General features: G+C 72.1%; 12 protein-coding genes and 2 pseudogenes. 4 read left to right on the top strand and 10 right to left on the bottom strand.

All coding sequences use genetic code 11. The features are described from left to right. Nucleotide 1: 1 nt before the first annotated feature. The 5 genes from ACQEVC_RS14545 to ACQEVC_RS14525 form a co-directional block, all read right to left on the bottom strand. The gene (locus ACQEVC_RS14545; protein WP_432877239.1) at nucleotides 2–940 is read right to left on the bottom strand and encodes an ABC transporter permease; all 939 of its coding nucleotides are present in this window, start codon (nucleotides 938–940) and stop codon (nucleotides 2–4) included. A gap of 156 nt (nucleotides 941–1,096) precedes the next feature. Continuing rightward, nucleotides 1,097–2,023, bottom strand: coding sequence for an ABC transporter permease (locus ACQEVC_RS14540; protein WP_432877235.1), 927 nt, complete (start codon nucleotides 2,021–2,023; stop codon nucleotides 1,097–1,099). 183 nt (nucleotides 2,024–2,206) lie between these two features. Then, nucleotides 2,207–3,838 carry a peptide ABC transporter substrate-binding protein gene (locus ACQEVC_RS14535; protein WP_432877233.1) on the bottom strand — a complete coding sequence of 544 codons (1,632 nt, stop codon included), beginning with the start codon at nucleotides 3,836–3,838 and terminating at the stop codon, nucleotides 2,207–2,209. Between the two features lie 471 nt (nucleotides 3,839–4,309). Beyond that, nucleotides 4,310–4,993 (bottom strand): response regulator, encoded by a 684-nt coding sequence (locus ACQEVC_RS14530; protein ID WP_432877230.1) that lies wholly within the window; start codon nucleotides 4,991–4,993, stop codon nucleotides 4,310–4,312. A 5-nt stretch (nucleotides 4,994–4,998) separates the two neighbouring features. Continuing rightward, nucleotides 4,999–6,240: a PspC domain-containing protein gene (locus tag ACQEVC_RS14525; RefSeq protein WP_432891393.1), complete on the bottom strand. Its 1,242-nt coding sequence runs from the start codon at nucleotides 6,238–6,240 to the stop codon at nucleotides 4,999–5,001. 205 nt (nucleotides 6,241–6,445) lie between these two features. Here ACQEVC_RS14525 and ACQEVC_RS14520 point away from each other — a divergent pair, with 205 nt between their 5' ends. The 3 genes and pseudogenes from ACQEVC_RS14520 to ACQEVC_RS14510 all read left to right on the top strand — a co-directional run bounded on the left by ACQEVC_RS14520 (nucleotide 6,446) and on the right by ACQEVC_RS14510 (nucleotide 10,399). After that, nucleotides 6,446–8,086 carry a PspC domain-containing protein gene (locus ACQEVC_RS14520; protein ID WP_432877227.1) on the top strand — a complete coding sequence of 547 codons (1,641 nt, stop codon included), beginning with the start codon at nucleotides 6,446–6,448 and terminating at the stop codon, nucleotides 8,084–8,086. After that, a pseudogene (locus ACQEVC_RS14515) lies at nucleotides 8,083–8,334 on the top strand (hypothetical protein); the annotation flags it as partial. The gene ACQEVC_RS14520 and the pseudogene ACQEVC_RS14515, both read left to right, overlap by 4 nt. 811 nt (nucleotides 8,335–9,145) lie before the next feature. After that, nucleotides 9,146–10,399 (top strand): phosphatidylserine decarboxylase, encoded by a 1,254-nt coding sequence (locus ACQEVC_RS14510; RefSeq protein ID WP_432877224.1) that lies wholly within the window; start codon nucleotides 9,146–9,148, stop codon nucleotides 10,397–10,399. A gap of 217 nt (nucleotides 10,400–10,616) precedes the next feature. On the opposite strand, the gene ACQEVC_RS14505 is transcribed toward ACQEVC_RS14510, so the two are convergent. From ACQEVC_RS14505 to ACQEVC_RS14495, 3 genes are all read right to left on the bottom strand, one after another. Beyond that, nucleotides 10,617–11,552, bottom strand: coding sequence for a CDP-alcohol phosphatidyltransferase family protein (locus ACQEVC_RS14505; protein ID WP_432891390.1), 936 nt, complete (start codon nucleotides 11,550–11,552; stop codon nucleotides 10,617–10,619). Nucleotides 11,553–11,957: 405 nt separating this feature from the next. Further along, complete coding sequence (locus tag ACQEVC_RS14500; RefSeq protein ID WP_432877222.1) at nucleotides 11,958–12,887, bottom strand: NUDIX hydrolase; 930 nt, start codon at nucleotides 12,885–12,887, stop codon at nucleotides 11,958–11,960. A gap of 156 nt (nucleotides 12,888–13,043) precedes the next feature. Continuing rightward, on the bottom strand, nucleotides 13,044–13,991 hold the full coding sequence (locus tag ACQEVC_RS14495; protein ID WP_346258226.1) for an NUDIX domain-containing protein: 948 nt from the start codon (nucleotides 13,989–13,991) through the stop codon (nucleotides 13,044–13,046). A gap of 166 nt (nucleotides 13,992–14,157) precedes the next feature. On the opposite strand from ACQEVC_RS14495, the pseudogene ACQEVC_RS14490 reads away from it, so the two are divergent. Next, a pseudogene (locus tag ACQEVC_RS14490) lies at nucleotides 14,158–14,463 on the top strand (PspC domain-containing protein); the annotation flags it as partial. Between the two features lie 292 nt (nucleotides 14,464–14,755). Here the strand turns inward: ACQEVC_RS14490 and guaA are convergent. Both guaA and ACQEVC_RS14480 read right to left on the bottom strand, forming a co-directional pair. After that, nucleotides 14,756–16,309, bottom strand: coding sequence for a glutamine-hydrolyzing GMP synthase (gene guaA / locus ACQEVC_RS14485; RefSeq protein WP_432877219.1), 1,554 nt, complete (start codon nucleotides 16,307–16,309; stop codon nucleotides 14,756–14,758). Between the two features lie 195 nt (nucleotides 16,310–16,504). Beyond that, complete coding sequence (locus ACQEVC_RS14480; protein WP_432877217.1) at nucleotides 16,505–18,304, bottom strand: FAD-dependent oxidoreductase; 1,800 nt, start codon at nucleotides 18,302–18,304, stop codon at nucleotides 16,505–16,507. Between the last annotated feature and the right edge of the window lie 66 nt (nucleotides 18,305–18,370).

Below are 18,370 nucleotides of genomic sequence, written 5' to 3'. Positions count from 1 at the left end.
CTCACCGCAGCCTCGGGTCGAAGGCGTCGCGGATCGCGTCGCCGAGCATGATGAACGCCAGCACGGTCATCGCCAGGAAGACCGACGGCCAGACCAGCGGGGTGGCCGTCTCCCGGACGTAGGGCGCCGCCGTCGAGATGTCGATCCCCCAGGAGATCGCGTCACCCTTCAGACCGACGCCGAGGAAGGTCAGGGTGGCCTCGGTGGCGATGTTGACGCCGAGCAGGATGGTCAGTACCACCACGAACGGCGCCGCGGCGTTCGGCAGGATGTGCCGGAACATCAGCCGGCCGGAGCCGGCCCCCAGCATCCGGGCCGCTGCCACGTAGTCCTGGTTCTTCGCCGAGATGACCGACGAACGCATGATGCGGGCGCCGGTCGTCCAGGTCAGGACGCCGAGGGTGAAGACCACCGCGAGGAAGCCCGAGTCCTGCGGGTCGGCGGAGAGCCGCCGGGCCAGCACGATCGCCGCGAGCAGGGTGGGGATGCCCAGCACGATGTCGATGCCCCGGGCGAGCAGGGCGTCGACCCAGCCGCCGAAGTAGCCGGTCGCCATGCCCACTACCAGGCCGATCACCCCGGAGATGATGGTCGCGAAGAGCCCGATCAGCACCGAGTTGCGGGCACCGTAGATCGTCCGGGCGTAGACGTCGCAACCCTGGAAGTTGTAGCCGAAGATTGCCGAGCCGCTCGGGCCCTGGTGCTGCCGGGACAGTGCGCACGCCTCCGGGTTGGCCGAGGTGAACAGGCCCGGGAAGGCCGCCATCACGACGACCAGTACCACCAGGACGGCGGCGGCCCAGAAGATCCAGTTGCGCCGCAGGTCCTCCCAGGCATCCCCGGTCAGGCTGCGCGGCTTCTCGGGGCCGCCGTCCGGCGACACCGGCACGCCGGCGGTGTTGGGTACCTCCGCCTGGGTGACGGATTCGACGTTGCTCATCGGGCGCCTCGCTTACTCATGCCGCCGTCTCGCCACGCTCGGCGCCGCCCGGAGGCGCACACGTCACGCTGACTGGTTCGCTCACTTCGCACACTCGTGAGTCGACTGGTTCGCTCAGTTCGCACACTCGTGAGTCGACTGGTTCGCTCACTTCGCTCACTCATAGCGGATCCTCGGGTCGAGTACCGCGTACAACAGATCGACGACCAGGTTGACCACCAGGAAGACGATCACCAGGATGCTGACGAAGCCGACCACCAGTGGGCCGTCCTCGGTCCGGATCCCGCGGAACAGGTTGAAGCCGACGCCCGGAATGTTGAAGACGCCCTCGGTGACGATCGCTCCGGCCATCAGGTTGCCCAGGTCGACACCGATCAGCGTGACGACCGGGATCAGCGAGTTGCGCAGCACGTGCACGCCGATCACCCGGCGGTTCGCCAGGCCCTTGGCCCGGGCGGTACGGACGTAGTCCGAGCGGAGGTTCTCCGCCACCGACGCCCGGGTGACCCGGATCTGGGTGGCGATCACCAGACAGCTCAGCACCAGCGCCGGCAGGATGAGTTGATAGAACCCGGGTTCGGCACCGGCTGTCGCCGGGAACCAGTGCAGCTGCACCCCGAAGAGGAGCTGCGCCAGCGGGGCCAGCACCACGATCGGCAGCGAGAGCAGGACCAGCGTGATGATCAGCGTGGTGGTGTCGAAGATGCCGCCGCGGCGGATCCCGGAGACGATGCCGGCGGTGACGGCGACCAGCGCCGAAATGATGATCGCGAAGACCGCCAGCCGGATGGTCACCGGCCAGGCCTGCTGCATCATGTCGCTGATCGGCCGGTTGGTCAGCGAGATGCCGAAGTCCCCGGTCAGCAGACCACGCATGTAGTGGCCATATTGGAAGATGAACGGCTCGTCCAGATGGTACCTTTCGGTGAGTGCCTGCCGGACGTTCTCCGGCAGCGGTCGCTCACCCGCCAGAGCCTGGAGCGGGTCGTCCTGGTTGGCGAACATCAGCGCGTACACGATGAAGGTGGCCCCGAAAAACGTCAGGACCCCTTGCAGCACGCGCCGCACGAAGTAGCGGAACATATCCCAAGTCCTTAGCGAGACGAGCATCGGTGACTGCCTGCTGGGCAGCGGACCGTGATGCGCACGGTAGCGACCGCAGCCTCACCGGTCCCGATCGCCGGGCCGATGAGGCTCGTGCGGACGGTCCGATCCGACCCGGGCTAGGCCGGGTGGACCGGACCGTCCGTCGCTGGAGCAGTCAGGTCAGCTCGTGGCCTCGATCTTGAGGATCTCGACCTTCTGGAACTTGTCGACCTCGACGTTCTTGACCCGCTCCGAGTGACCGAAGACGTTCTGGCCGAGCCGCAGCGGAATCACCGGCATGTCGCGGACCAGGATGTCCTCGGCCTGCTGCCAGAGCTTGATGGCCTCTTCCTCGGTCGGCGCGGCCGAACCCTGCTTGACCAGGTTGTCGAACTCCGGGTTGCTGTAACCGTAGTAGTTCGACGAACCGCCGGTGCCGTACAGCGGACCCAGGTAGTTCTCCATCAGCGGGTAGTCCATGATCCAGCCGAGCCGGATCATGCCGACGTCTTCCTTGTTCTCGACCTTGGTGAGCAGGTCGGCGAACTTCGGCTCGCCGGTGCCGACGCAGTCGACGCCCAGGTTGGTCTTGAGCTGGTTGCAGGTCGCGTCCACCCACGGCTTGTGACCACCGTCGGCGTTGTAAGTGATCTTGATCTGCTTCGGGCCGCCCGCGGCCTCGTAGGCCGCCTTGGCCTTGGCCGGGTCGTAGGTGCACGCCTCGCCGCAGCTGTTCTCGCGGTAGCCGGCCACCGCCGGGGAGACGAACGACGCCGCCGGGGTCTGCGAGCCCCGGAAGATGTTGTCGGTGATCTCCTTGCGGTTGATCGCCATCGAGATCGCCTTGCGGACCTCGACCTTCGAGTACTGCGGGAGGAAGGTCGGGAAGCCGACGAACTGGAAGACCGAGTTCGAACTGGTCTTGAAGCGGTCACCCAGGTCGGCCGGGGCGGTGGCCAGGTTCTCGATCGGAATCTGGGTCACCACGTCCAGGGCGCCACCCATCAGGTCGGCGTACTGGGCGGTCTGCTCCTGGTAGATCTTGTAGGTGACCCCGCCGACCTTCGGCTTGTCACCCGGGTAGGCGTCGTAGCGCTCGACCTCGATCTTCGAGTCGTGCTGCCAGGTGCCCTTCATCTTGAACGGGCCGTTGCCGATCGGGGCCTGCTCGTAGTCCTCCTTGAGCACGCCCTCGGAGGCGAACGCCGCGTTCGGCAGCGGGTAGAAGACGGTGTAGCCCATGACCGAACGCCAGCCGGAGAACGGCTCACTGAGCGTGACGGTGAAGGTCAGGTCGTCGACCTTCTTCAGCCCCGTCATGGTCTTGGCCTTCGGGTCCGGAGCCTTCTGCGGGCCGTCGTCGTCCGGGTCCTTGGACTGCAGGTCCTTGTAGCCCTCGATGCGCTCGAAGAAGTACGAGCCGCCGTTGCCGTTCGGGCCGTACGCCGCGTGGTTCCAGGCGTTGATGTAGTTATCGGCACCGACCTTCTCACCGTTGTGGAAGGTGTAGCCGTCCTTGAGCTTGATCGTCCAGACCTTGTTGTCGGTCGACTCGACCGACTCCGCGGCGACCGTGTACGGCTTGTTGTCGGCGTCGAAGTCCACCAGCGGGCTGAAGAGTGCGGCCAGCACCTCGGCACCGTTGGACTCGGTGGTGTTGGAGGGGATCAGGTGCTGGGGCTCGCCGATGCCGATCGAGATCAGGGCGTCAGCCGCCGAGGTCTCGTCGTCGCCGCCACCGCTGCAGCCTGCCGCCAACAACATTATGGCGGTCGCTCCGACCGCCATCTTTAACGGGAATTGCCCGCGCATGAGTGAAGCCTCCTCAGGGCGCTCACGAGGGACTGTGAGGTGACTGACACTGTGACACTGAGCCGCCTAGCGCGGAAAGGTGCCGTTATCAACCCGTTAGTTGCCGGCAATGTTTCAAGCGTGTGCCCCACCCGCTGGGCGCCTCTCCGAACACGGCGCTGAGCAGGCAAAACGTCACCGGCGCAAGGTGCTCCGACAACCGCCCGCATGGCTCCATGTGACCTTTCCCGCGTCACCGCGGGCGCTCTCCGATGTCAAGCGCATACCTACCGTGCTCGTCCGTTTGGACGATGTGGAACTGCGCACCGCGGATACGACGGACAGCCGGATACTGAAAGCCATCGATATATAGTACCCGATCGTCACCGCCCGGACACCCACCGCTCGGCCGATGCCGTACCGGTGGAACCGCCGATGCCGCACCGCCGACCGGCCGCCGGGACGCCCGGGGCGGGCGAGGCGTCGGCGTCCTCAGACCAGACGGCGGTCGGCGGCCCACCGGGACAACTCGTAGCGGTTGGACATCTGCAGCTTGCGCAGCACGTTCGAGACGTGCGTCTCCACCGTCTTGATGGAGATGAACAGCTCCTTGGCGATCTCCTTGTACGCGTAGCCCCGGGCCAGCAGCCGCAGCACCTCCCGCTCACGGTTGGTGAGCTGGTCCAGCTCCGGATCGGCGACCGGCGCGTCCGGCCGGGAGGCGAAGGAGTCCAGCACGAACCCGGCCAGCCGGGGGCTGAACACCGCGTCACCGTCGGCGACCCGGCGGATCGCGGCGGTCAGCTCGTCCGGCGAAATGGTCTTGGTGACGTACCCCCGGGCGCCGGCCCGGATCAGGCCGATCACGTCCTCGGCCGCGTCGGAGACGCTGAGCGCCAGGAACCGCACCTCCGGGCGGGTACGCCGGACCGCCTCCAGCACCGCGCGACCGCCCCCGTCCGGCATGTGCACGTCGAGCAGCACCACGTCCGGTTCGGTGGCGGCGATCCGGCTGATCGCCTCGGCCACCGTACTGGCCTCGCCGACCACCTCGACGTGCGCCCCCAGCTCGGCGCGTACGCCGGCCCGGAACATCGCGTGGTCGTCGACGAGGAACACCCGCAGCAGCCGCGGCTCGGGCGTACCCTCCGGCGCCGGCTCGGTCGACTCGACCATGATCGTTACCTGTCCTTCCCTGGTGCCGCGCCCTCCCGGGGTATCGGGAGGAAAAGTCTCACCTCGGTGCCGTCCCCCGGCGTACTGCGGATCTCCGCCCGCCCGCCGTGCCGCTTCATCCGCCCGATGATCGAGCCGCGTACGCCGTGCCGGTGGTCCTCAACCGTAGTCGGGTCGAAGCCCGCCCCGCGATCGCGGACGAAGACGCTCACCTGCTCCGGCTCGACCTCGGCATAGAGCGAGACGGTCTGCACCTTGGCGTGCCGGGCCGCGTTGACCAGCGCCTCCCGGGCCGCGGCCACCAGCGCGCCGACCCGCTCGTCGGTCTCCCGGTCGCCGACCACCACCGCCTCGACGGTGATCGCGAAAGTGTCCTCCACCTCAGCGGCGGCCTGCTCCAGCGCCGCGGCGAACCGCTCGGTCGGCGAGCCGGTCGGCTTGTAGAGCCAGCTCCGCAACGAGCGCTCCTGCCCCCGGGCGAGCCGCTGCACCGTCTTGACGTCGGCCGCGTTGCGCTGGATCAGCGCGAGGGTGTGCAGCACCTGATCGTGGATCATCGCGGCCAGCTCGGCCCGCTCCTGCTCCCGGATCCGCCCCTCCCGCTCGGCCCGCAACTGGTTGTAGGTCCGCCAGAGCACCGGGGCGGCCACCACGCCGACCCCGGCGAGTGCGACCAGGGCGAAGATCACCCCGTTGACCACCGCGTCGAAGTTGCCCTGCGGGCGGTAGACCGCCACCACCCCGATCAGGCCCACCGCGACCAGCACCCCACCGCCGATGAACCGCAGCACGAAGGCCCGCCGGTCGCTCTCCGCCACCACCGCCCCGAGCCACGGCACCGGCAGCGACTGGTCCCACTGCCAGCGACGCTCCGGCGCGGACTGGTGCCAGATCACCCCGGCGCCGACCGCGATGATCGACACCAGCCAGCCGGCGGTCCCGGCCACCCCGCCGGACTTGAAGGCCAGCACCTCGATCAGGATCACGGCGAGCCCGATGGCCACGAACGGCAGCAACTGGAAGACGTTGCGCCGGGGCGGGGCACCACCGGGCAACGGCGGCACCACCGCCCAGAACGCCGCGTAGAGCAGCAGGCCCAGCCCGCTGAACCCGAGCAGCAGGAGGAACGCCACGCGTACCCACACCGCCCGGATGCCCAGGTGCAGGGCGATCCCGGCAGCCACGCCGGCGACCATCCGATGGTCGCGGGCGCGGTACAGGCGGGGTGGCTCGGTCGTGGCGCGGATCTTCGAACTCCTCGTCTCGGGCGGTGGGGGTGACGTGCGCCGGACCTGCCGCGTCACGTCCCGTTCCACCGACGCTCCGATCGTCACACGTCCGCGGGCTCAGCAGCCATGGGGACTCCCCGGACTTCGCGCGTGGGATATCTCAGGGTGGGCTCAGGGTTGTCGCCTGAGGCCGGTCGGACCTGCGACGGCGGAGGATCGGAGCATGACCGAAGAAGCTGCCGCCGCCCGTGGAACGCCCGGTCCGGCGGGCGGCCCCGACCGAGCGGACAGCGCCGGCCCGACCCCGGAGGCACCCGGCACGCCGGGCCCCGCCGCCGCCGGCCCCGAGCGGGCCGAGCCACCGGACGCACCGCCGCCGGGTACGGGCTGGCCACCGCCGCCCGGCGCGACCCCGCCTCCCGGACCACCGCCCGGAGCCGGCGGACCACCGCCACCCGGAGCCGGCGGACCACCGCCACCCGGAGCCGGCGGGCCCCCGCCGGAGTTCGGCTTCACCTACCGGTACGGACTGGTCCGGCCGAGCGAGGGGCGCTACCTGGCCGGGGTCTGCGCCGCGATCGGCCGGGCCACGAACAGCGACCCGATCCTCTGGCGGGTCCTCCTCGCCGTACTCGGTTTCTTCGGCGGGATCGGCCTGCTGGTATACCTCGCCGCCTGGCTGATCATCCCGTCCGAGGGCGACACCGCCTCGCCGGTGGAGTCGATGCTGGGCCGGGGCCGGTCGAGCATGTCCCCGGTCACCGTGCTGGTGCTCGGCATCCTCGCCGCGGTGATGTTCGGCTTCATCGTGACCGACACCTACCGGGCCGTCCTGCTCGGCGCGGCCGTCCTGATCGGCGGCGCCCTGCTGCTCAACCGGGACCGGAACCGGACCGGTCCGTACTGGCAACCGGGTGCCGGGCCCCCGCCGCCGACCGGCTACCCGTACCCGGGACCCGGCCAGCCGGTGCCTCCGCCGGCCGCACCCGGACACCCCGGCTGGTACCCGCCGCAGCCGACCGCCGCACCGGGCTACCCCGGCGGGCCCGCGATGGCCGCTCCGGCCCCGCCGGCCCCCGCCTGGCCGGCGAGCCCACCACCGGTGGCCGTACCGACCGGACCGCATCCGGGCGTACCGCCCGTACCGCCCATGCCGGGGGGCTACCGGGCACCGTTCGCGCCGCACGGCCCGTACGCCGCCCGGCCGGCTCCGCCGCCACCACCGCCGAAGAAGCCGAAGCAACCGAAGCGGCCCCGTGAACGGTCCCCGCTGGGTGCCGCCACCTTCTCGATGATCTTCGTGGCAATCGGCGTGGTCGCGATCCTGGATCTGACCAACGCGATCCGGGTCATGCCGTCCACCTACTTCGCCGCCGTCCTGGTCACCATCGCCCTCGGGCTGCTGGTCGGGGCCTGGTTCGGCCGGGCCCGCTGGCTGATCGCCCTCGGGCTGGTCGCGGCCTGCGCCCTGGGCATCTCCACGGTCGCCGAGTCCTACACCCGGCTGCGCGGCGAGGAGGACGTGCTCTGGGTACCGGCCAGCTACGAGGTCATGGCCGACCGCTACGAGACCCGGCTGGGCAACGCCACGCTCGACCTGACCCGGATCGACTTCACCGACCGGGACGCCCGGGTGAGCGTGGACGTCGACCTCGGCGAGGTGAAGGTGATCCTGCCGCCCACCGTCGACGTGACCGTACGACTCGACGTGACCGCGGGCGACGCCCTGATCCTGGACCGCAGGTACAGCAACTTCGACGGCAGCCAACCGCAGGTGACCGACCTCGGCGAGGACGGCCCCGGTGGCGGAAAGCTGCTGCTCGACCTGTCGGTCAACGCCGCCACCGCGGAGGTGACTCGATGAAGGCGCACCGTACCGACGCGGTGTCGCTGACGTTCGCCCTGATCTTCCTCGGCGTCGCCGCCTGGTGGCTGTTCGCGCAGCTCATGAACCTCACACTGCCGGCCATCGGCTGGCTGGTGGCCGGCGGCCTGATCGGAGTCGGCACGCTGGGCCTGGTCGGCGCCCTCCGGGCCAACCGGTCCGGGCGGCGGCCGGCGGCGGTACCGGCCGCGCCTGCTCCGGGATCCCCGGCCGCACCGACCGGCGCCGACGTCACCGGCACCGGCCCGTCCGACGCCCCCCTCGGCACGCTCTTCGACCGGAACCCACCCGGGCCGTCCCACGGGAGCCCGACCGAGCGGTTCGACCCGGACCCGCCGACCGAGCGGTTCGACCCGGACGCGATCGAGCGGTTCGACCCGGACCCGCCGACCGAGCGGTTCGACCCGGACGCGATCGAGCGGTTCGACCGGGACGCGACCGACCAGTTCGACCGGGACCCGGCCGGGGAGGCCGACCCGTACCGCACGGCGGAGTTCGACCGGCCGGCCGGAGAGACGTTCGAGCGGCCCACCGCCGAACTCTTCCCCCGGGCAACCGTCGAGTCCCTGCCCCGACCCACCGACGAGCTGTCCGACCGGGACACCGAGGCACTCCCGAAGCCGACCGGTGACCCGTCCGACCCGGCCGGCACCGGGGCTGACGAGGCCCGATCGGCCGGGGCTGACGAGGCCCGATCGCTGACGAGACCCGATCGGCCCGCCAGGGCTGGCGAGGCGGGACCGGTCGCTGCGGACGAACCGGCGACCGGCGGCGCGGACGGAACGGAGCCGGACCGGCCGACCGGACACCCACCCGGGGATGGCATCCCGGCGTACCGGCGCGACGAACGACCCGCGTGACGCGACGAGCGACCCGCACGATCGGTGCGACTCGGTCAGGCCGTGCCTAAACTGGCCGGCGGAGGTTTGCGCCTCTGCCGGCCGGTCGGCGTACCAGCGGCCGGAAAACCGCCCCACCGCGTAGCCTGCGCCGCTATCGGCAGCCGCCCGTCCTGACCTCGCGAGGAGCCCGCCCGAGATGACCCAGTCCCCCGCCGTACGCGCCACCGGCCCAGGCCGTCCGGTCCGCGTCGGCGAGCGCGCCGCCCGCGTCCTCACCACCGAGATGTCCCGGCACAACGGTCCGAAGACCACCCTGCTGGTCGGGGCCACCACCGACTCGTCCGTACTGGCCGCAGCGGTGGACGCGTTGCTCCCCGGCGACGTACTCACCGTGGTGCCGGCGGACGCGCTCGCCGCCGACCAGCTCCGGGACCACGTCACGGCCCTCGGGCAGTGGACCGCCCAGCGGGTACGGGTCGCCGACTCGCTGGCCGAGGCGGACGCGGCGGACGTGGTGATCGCCGCCGAACCGCTGGCTGGCGGCGCCGAGGACACCCGGACCGCGCTGGACGGGCTGGCCAAGTACCTGACCGACGGCGGGGTGCTCAGCGTGCTGGTGCCCGCGCTGCCCGGCCGCGCCCCGGGCGCGGTGGGCGAACTCGAACGGCAGAGCGCGCTGTTCGGCGTCGGCACCGACCTCGTCCTGGTCAACCAGCCTCCGGTCCGCGCACACCGGCTCCGGTTCACCCCGGCCGAGGTCTCGGTGGCGGCCCGGTTGGCGCCCGCCTACCGGACGTCGAGCATTCCGCTGACCCGCCGGATGCACATCGACTCCAACGGGGTCGCGGCGGCCGGTATCGCGCTGGGGTTCGCCGCGCTCACCCGGGTCACCCGGCCGAAGTCCCGGCTCTGGCTGGTGCCCGCGCTGGCCGCCGGCCCGGTGGCCGCGTTCTTCCGGGACCCGGAGCGGGACATCCCGGACGACGAGTCCGCCGTGGTCGCCGCCGCCGACGGTCAGGTGCTCTCCGTGCAGCGGCTCCGGGACGAGCGCTTCGGCGACGGCGAGTTCCTCCGGGTCGCGGTCTTCCTCTCCGTGCTGGACGTGCACGTCAACCGCTCGCCGGTGGCCGGCAAGGTGGTCGACTACTTCGTCGCGGACGGTGGCTTCGCGGCCGCGATGAAACCGGACGCGGAGCACAACGTCGCCGCGTACACGGTGCTCGACACCGACCACGGCACGGTGGTGGTGGCCCAGCGGACCGGCCTGATCGCCCGGCGGATCGTGCAGCGGGCGCCGATCGGCGCGCTGCTGGCCCGGGGCGAACGGTTCGGCCTGATCCGGTTCGGGTCGCGCACCGACGTCTACCTGCCGGCCGACGCGGCCGAGCCGGTGGTCGGCCCGGGCGAACGGGTCATCGGCGGATCCTCCGTGATCGCCCGCTGGCGCTGATCGGAGGTGTGGGCCCGGCCTACCCGGCCGGGCCGGGCGCCGGACGCGTTCCGGTATCGCCGGAGACGGCCGTGCCGCAGGGTCACCGTCGTGACGCTGCGGCACGTTCGAATTCCGAGGACTTCCCGCGTTCCGCCGCCGCCCGGACTTCCCGGCGCCCGGACTTCCCGGCACCCGGACTTCCCGGCGGCGGGGCGATCGGCCGGGTCGCTACGGGTCAGGCGGTGCGACGCTGGCGCCACCAGAGCAGCGGCCCGCTGACCAGGTAGCCGACTACCAGTATCGCGAAGGTGAGCCGGATGTCGATCAGAGCGCCGATCACCGGGGCCAGCCACAGCCACGGCGGCAGCTTGATCAGGCGGGCCAGCTTGGCGTACGGGAAGCTGGAGACCATGGCGAAGGCGAGCAGCCCCACGCCAGCCACCTGCACCTCGCCGGAGACCGGCAGCCCGATCAGCACCGCCAGGGCGAGCACCGCCGCCGCCATCGTGGTCGGCACCCCGCAGAAGAACCGTCCGTCCTTGGGCGAGACGTTGAACCGGGCGAGCCGGATCGCCGCGCAGGCCGCGACGAGCGCGCAGGCCACCCCGGCGGCGGCGGTCGAGACCGAGCCCACCAGCGAGGCGTAGACCACCACCGGGGCGGCCAGGCCGAACGAGCACATGTCGGCCAGCGAGTCCATCTGGGCACCGAACGGGCTGGCCACGCCCATCTTGCGGGCCAGCGCCCCGTCGAGGCCGTCGAACGCCACACAGGCGATCAGGCAGTACGCCGCGACCCGCACGTCGCCCTGCATCGCCTGGAAGATGGCGAGTAGCCCGAGCGTCAGGCTGGCCAGGGTGCAGGCGTTGACCACGGCGAACTTGACCCGGCGCGCCATGGTTCGCTCGCCGGGCAGCAGCGGGATCGCCATCGCCGGGCCGGGGGCGTCGACCGGGTCGGCCGGGCCGACGGCCGGGCTCACCGGGACGGCCGCCTCGATCTCGGCGGCGGTCAGCCGGCCGACGCCGTACGGGTCGAGCGGGGCGGAGTCCTCGGTGTAGCGGCGGTCGGGCCGCCCGAGGGCGCTGGGACCGGCATCGGCCAGGTCGTGCTCCCGGCGTCCCACCCGGACCAGCAGCACCTGCCGGGCGAACGTGCCGCTGCGGCGCAGCCGCCCCGCCCAGCGACGCCCTGCCGGGCGCGGGCTGTCCGACGTACGACGCCGACGCCATGGGGCTCTCGGCACGTTTCCTCCATCACCGGGTCAACTTTGTCCGCCACGGTGGCGGCACCCGCCCAAGCGCCATCGGGCGCCGGGACTCCTTGGCCGGCAACCAATTGCGGCCTACACCATCGCACAGACAGCAGGGATTGGCGATAGCTGCCTGAGGGGTATTTCTCCCAAACCGCCCGAGGCAGTCAAACCTCCCCATCCGGGACGCTACCCCCGGGGCGGTTGCTGTCGGGCCCGCCTGCAACTCTAACCGAACCAGTCACAACCATCGTTTCGGGAGAGATTCTCGCGTTCCCGACCCGGCTGACCAACCGATCGACGGCCCGCGCCGGCAGCCCTGCCCTACATCAGGGACAACGCCGCGTCCACCACCTTGGTACGCGGCAGCTCCGCCACCTCGGCCCGGGAGAACCAGCCGGCGGTCTCGGTCGAGCCACCCGCCGCCTCGGTCACCCGCGCCTCGGTGGGCGCCTCGACCTCGACCCGGTAGATCACCCGGACTCCGTGCCAGTCCAGCGGCCGGCCCTCGGGGCCGAACTCGGCGGTGTTGTGCCGGTGCGACACGTGCAGCAGCCCGGTCACCCGGCCGAGCTGTCCGGTCTCCTCGACCAGCTCCCGCAGCAGCGCGCTCACCGGCTGCTCGCCGTGGTCGGTACCGCCGCCGGGCAGGTGCCACCGCCCGGCACCGGGGAACCCGGCCGCGATCCGGGTCAGCAGGATCCGGCCGGCGGGATCGGTGGCCAGCCCGTACGCCGCGAAACGCTGATACCGGTCGACCGGTGCCGGGCGCTCGGCGCCGTCCGTGGCGGGTCCGGTGCCGTCCGAGGCGGGTCCGGTGCCCTCGGGCAGCGGGTCCACCGGGCGGCCGAGCAGCTCGGCGGTGAACGGCATCAGGACCAGCCCGGCCAGGTCGTCCGGCGCAGCCCAGGCGACCTGGTCGGTGCCGCCGCCCACCTCGGCACGCAGCGTGCCGCCGGCCGGTACGACGTCGTAGACGATCCGGTCGGTGTGCTCGGCCACCGGCCCGTCAACGCCGGCCAGCCGGATCACGTCGGCGAGCACCACCCGCAGCCCGGTCACGGTGACGGTCAGCCCGGTCTCTTCGACAAACTCGCGGTGCACCGCCGCTCTCGGGTGCTCCCCGTGCTCGACGCCGCCGCCGGGTAGTTGCCAGACGCCGGGAAAATGTGAGGTCGCGGATCCCCGGGCGAGCAGCACCCGCTCGCCGTCCCGACACAGCCCGTACGCCCCGATCCGCCGTCGCCGTCGCACCGCCGTCCCCCTTCGCCCGCGCCGCACCGATCATGCCGGTCGGGAAGGCAGCCCACACGGGCGGGTCAGGAATCGAGTGCCGGTCGGGACAGCGGCCGCCACACGGGCGGGTCGGGAATCGGGCGGCCGCAGGCGGGGCGGGGCGGAATCGGGCGGTCAGCCCAGCCGGGCCGCCTGTACGGCCTCGGCGGTCACCTCGGTCAGCCGGTCCACCGGCAGCGCCTCCAACTCGTCCCGGCCGAACCAGCGGGCCTCTGAGGTGGAGCCGCCGACGTCACCGACGGTCGGTGGGGCGGGCGAGTCGACGACCACCCGGTAGAAGGCGCGTACGCCGTGCCAGTCGATCGGATAGCCCTCGGGGCCGAGCGAGGCGGCGTCCCGGTGGCTCGCCACCCCGATCAGCTCGACCAGCCGGCCGCACTGCCCGGTCTCCTCGACCAGTTCCCGGATCAGTGCCGCACCCGGCTGCTCGCCGTAGTCGGTGCCGCCGCCGGGCAGGTGCCAGCAGCCCGCCCCGGGATAGCCGTCGGCGACCCGGGTCAGCAGCACCCGGCCGTCCGGATCGGTGGCCACCGCGTACGCCGCGAAGCGCTGGGCCCGGTGCAGCCCGTCCGGCCCGGGTACGGCGTGGAAGGACGGGAACTCCGGCGCCTCCTCCGGCCGCAGGTCGATCGGCCCGCTGGGCAGGCCGAGGGCACGCGCGGTGAACGGCCGCAGCAGCAGCTTCTCCGCCTCTTCCAGGGTGTGCCAGCGGGCCAGGTCGGTCGGCTGGCCGACCCGGTCGCAGAGCGTGCCACCGCGAACGGAGACCTGGTAGAGCAGGCGGTCAGTGTGGATCGTGACGCCACGGTGCGGCAGCGATCTCATGTCGGCGAGGACGTCCCGCAGGCCGACGACCGAGACGGAGAGGCCGGTCTCGGCGGCGGTCTCGCGTACCACCGTGTGGTTCGGGTCCTCGCCGTGGTCGACGGCACCGCCGGGCAGCGACCAGACACCGGGCGTTCCGGACCGGGAGGAGGCCCGGACCAGGAGCACGCGGTCGGTTGAATCGGTGCAAATCGCGTACGCGGCGATCTTGCGGATCGGTTCCAGCGCGGGGGTCACAGGACCAAATTCTCCCTTGACCGCCCGACCCGGCCACAAAAAGAGTCGGATTCCTGACAGTTGGCTCGCTCGTCGGGACGCCGATGCCACCGGTCAGGGGAGGGTCAGGGTCGCTATCCGGGCGGTCACCGAGGACGCGACGGCCGTCCGGGCGGACCGTGGAACCATGACGCAGATACCGCTCACCCAGCCTCCGTACAAGCAGCTCCGTCGGCCGACAACCGACCGGATGATCGCCGGCGTGGCCAGCGGGCTCGGCCGGTACTTCAACGTCGACCCGACCCTGGTCCGGGTGGTCTTCGCCGCGGTCGCGGTCTTCACCGGCGGGCTCGGCCTGCTGGCGTACCCGGTGCTCTGGTTCCTGATGCCGGAGGAGCCGGCCGACGCACCCGCCTGGCCGCACCCGCCGGGCACCGGCCCGGTCTGGCCGCCGAACTGGCCGGGCCGCACGCCCACCGCTCCGGCGCCGCCGTACACCACCCCGGCGGCTCCCACCGCACCGACCGGCGCTGCGCCCGCTCCGGCCGGCGGCCCCGGGTCCGGCCTCGGACAGGCGTCCGGGTTCGGGGGGCAGCAGGAGACGGAGGTCACCGTCCCGGTGGCTCGCGCCAGCGGCTCGACGGCTCCCACCGGCGGGCCGGCGGCCACGGCCGGGCAGCCGGAAGGGGACGGGACCGCTCCGGGCGGACAGACCGGGGTGGACGGGCCGACCGAGGCGTTCGGCGACACTCCGCCGAACCCGCGCTATCCGGGGTGAATCGGGGTCACTCCCACTCGATGGTGCCCGGCGGCTTGCTCGTCACGTCGAGCACCACCCGGTTGACCTCGGCGACCTCGTTGGTGATCCGGGTGGAGATCCGGGCGATGACGTCGTACGGCAGGCGGGACCAGTCCGCCGTCATGGCGTCGGAACTCGACACCGGCCGGAGCACCACCGGGTGCCCGTAACTGCGTCCGTCTCCCTGCACCCCGACGCTGCGTACGTCGGCGAGCAGCACCACCGGGAACTGCCAGACGTCCCGGTCGAGGCCGGCAGCGGTGAGTTCCTCCCGGGCGATCAGATCCGCCGCCCGGAGCAGGTCGAGCCGCTGCCGGTCCACCGCCCCGATGATCCGGATCGCCAGCCCCGGGCCGGGGAACGGGTGCCGCCAGACCATCGCCTCGGGCAGCCCCAGCGCCAGGCCGAGCTGGCGTACCTCGTCCTTGAAGAGCGTGCGCAGCGGCTCGACCAGCGAGAACTTGAGATCCTCCGGCAGACCGCCGACATTGTGATGCGACTTGATGTTGGCGGTGCCGGAACCGCCGCCGGACTCCACCACGTCGGGGTAGAGGGTGCCCTGCACCAGGAACTCGACGTCGCCGCTGGCGGCCACCTCCCGGGCCGCCGCCTCGAAGACCCGGATGAACTCCCGACCGATGATCTTGCGCTTCTGCTCCGGGTCGATCACCCCGGTCAGCGCACCGAGGAACCGGTCCGCCGCGTCGACCACCTTGAGCGTGATCCCGGTGGCCGCGACGTAGTCCTTCTCCACCTGCTCCGCCTCGCCGGCCCGGAGCAGGCCGTGGTCGACGAAGACGCAGGTGAGCTGGTCGCCGACCGCCCGGTGCACCAGCGCGGCGGCCACCGCCGAGTCGACCCCGCCGGAGAGGGCGCAGATGACCTCCTTGTCGCCGACCCGGGAGCGGATCTCGGCGATCTGGTCGGAGATGATGTTCTCCGAGGTCCAGGTCGGTTCGATCCCGGCCACGTCGTAGAGGAAGCGCTCCAGCATCCGCTGCCCGTGCTCGGTGTGCCCCACCTCGGGGTGGAACTGGGTACCGACCCGACGACCGGCAAGATCCTCGAAGGCCGCCACCGGCGCCCCGGGGGACTCGGCGGTCACGGTGAACCCGGCTGGCGCCTCCGTCACACAGTCGCCGTGGCTCATCCAGACGGACAACTCGGTCGGAAGGTCCCGGAGCAGGGCGGTCGCGTCGGGCCGGGCCCGCAGGGTGGTGCCGCCGTACTCCCGGCCGCCGGTGTGTGCCACCGTGCCGCCGAGTGCCCGGGCCATCGCCTGGAAGCCGTAGCAGATGCCGAAGACCGGCACGCCGGTGTCGAAGAGCTTCGGGTCGACCTGGGGAGCGCCGGGCGCGTAGACGCTGGCCGGGCCGCCAGAGAGGATGATCGCGGCCGGATCCCTGGCCAGCATCTCGGCCACCGGCATCGAGTGCGGGACGATCTCCGAGTAGACCCGGGCCTCCCGGACGCGGCGGGCGATGAGCTGGGCGTACTGGGCTCCGAAGTCCACCACCAGGACCGGGCGCGGCGTGTTCATGTGTACGGAGCCTACCCAGCGCCGGCCCCGACCCGGAAACCCGCCGCCCTCGGCCGACCAGCGCGACCTGCCGACCAGAGCGACCAGGTCGGGGTCGGGGCCGGATCGCCCGCGTCGGGATAAAGCCTGACCGCCCAGAGCGGGTGATCCGGCCCCGACCCCCACCCCGCGCACGACGGACGCCGACCCGGACGATCACCAGCGGAGTGCGGCCGGGGCGTCCGGCGGGACCGCCGGGTGGCGCGGCGGGACCGGCGGGATCCGGGTGTACGCCGTGCCGAGCGGGGGTCGGGGGTCCGGGTCACCCCGGTTGGGCCAGTACGAGATCGCCCGTTCCGCCTGGGCGGCGATGGTCAGTGACGGGTTCACCCCGAGGTTGGCCGAGACCGCCGCCCCGTCCACCACGTGCAGCCCCGGATGCCCGAAGACCCGGTGGTACGGGTCGACCACCCCGTCGGCGGCGGTCGACCCGATCACCGCCCCGCCGAGCAGGTGCGCGGTGACCGGCATGTCGAACGGCTCGGTCACCGACCCGCCGGGGATGCCGCCGATCTGCTCGGCGAGCAGCCGGGCGGCCCGGTTGCCGGCCGGGATCCAGGTGGGGTTGCCGGCGCCGTGCCCGGCAGCGGTGCCCAGCCGTCGCCGGCCGAGCCGGCCGCGGTGGTAGTGCACGGTCAGCGAGTTGTCGAGCGACTGCATGACCAGGGCGATCACGGTGCGCCGGGACCAGTCCCGGACCGAGAGCAGCGGCAGGTAGGTCTGCGGTCGCCGGGCCAGGATGCCGAGCCAGCGCCGGATCCGGCGCGGGCCGCCGTCGACCAGGGCCGACTGGAGCAGTCCCATCAGGTTGGCGCCGTGGCCGTACCGGACCGGCTCGACGTGGGTCGCCGGGTCGGGGTGGAAGGAGCTGGTGATCGCCACGCCGTCGGTGAAGTCGACGCCAGCCCGCCGGGCCGCCCGCAGCGGCACGGTGGCGCCGAGGATCGCCTCCGAGTTGGTCCGGGTCAGCGCGCCGAGCCGGGGCGAGAGGTGCGGCAGCGCCCCGGCGGCGCGCATCCGGTGCAGCAGGCGCTGGGTCTGCAGCGCGCCGGCCGCGAAGACCACCTGGCCGGCCCGGATCCGTTGCCGGTGCCGGATCGGCCAGGCTCCGGTGCGTACCGTCTCGATCTCGTAGCCGGTGCCCGACGGCGCCGGCCGGACCGCGGTCACCGTGGTCAGCGGGCGAACCTCGGCGCCGAGCCGCTCGGCCAGCCAGAGGTAGTTCTTGACCAGGCTGTTCTTGGCGCCGTGCCGGCAGCCGGTCATGCAGGCGCCGCAGTGCAGGCAGCCGGTCCGCTCCGGACCGACCCCGCCGAAGTAGGGGTCGGCGGCCCGCTCCCCCGGCCGGCCCAGGTAGACCCCGACCGGGGTGGCGTGGAAGGTGTGCCCGACCCCCATCCGGTCGGCCACCGCCCGCATCGCCCGGTCCGCCGAGGTCTCCTTCGGGTACGTCGTGACGCCGAGCATCCGTTTCGCCTGGTCGTAGTGGGGGGCGAGTTCGGCACGCCAGTCGGTGACGTCCCGCCACTGTGGATCGGCGTAGAACGCGGGCAGCGGCTCGTAGAGCGTGTTGGCGTAGACCAGGGAGCCGCCGCCGACGCCGGCGCCGGAGAGCACCAGTACCTTCGCCGGGGCCGTACCGCCGCTGCGTGCCCCGGATGCGCGACGGCCGGCGGAGCGGAGCAGGGTGATCCGTTGGATGCCGTAGCAGCGCAGCGCGGGTGCCCACAGGAACCGGCGGATCCGCCAGGAGGTTTCCGGCAACTCGTGGTCGGCGAAGCGGCGCCCCGCCTCCAGGACGAGGACCGAGTAGCCCTTCTCCACCAGGCGGAGCGCCGCGACACTGCCGCCGAAGCCGGATCCGATGACGACGACGTCGACATCGGAGGTTTCAGGGGTGGGGTCGACGGTTGGGTCGGTGCTGCCGGCGGGAGCGGCGCTGTCGGTTTGCCCCATGTTGGCCATCATTACCGACGGGTAGCTACCACGCCAGGGTGGATCTGCGCCAAGATTCCTGCTGCC

It is taken from the genome of Plantactinospora sp. CA-294935 (assembly GCF_050936445.1).
Lineage (GTDB): Bacteria > Actinomycetota > Actinomycetes > Mycobacteriales > Micromonosporaceae > Plantactinospora.
The sequence above is the reverse complement of the archived record's forward strand: the minus strand, read 5'-3'. Positions and strand labels throughout refer to the sequence as shown.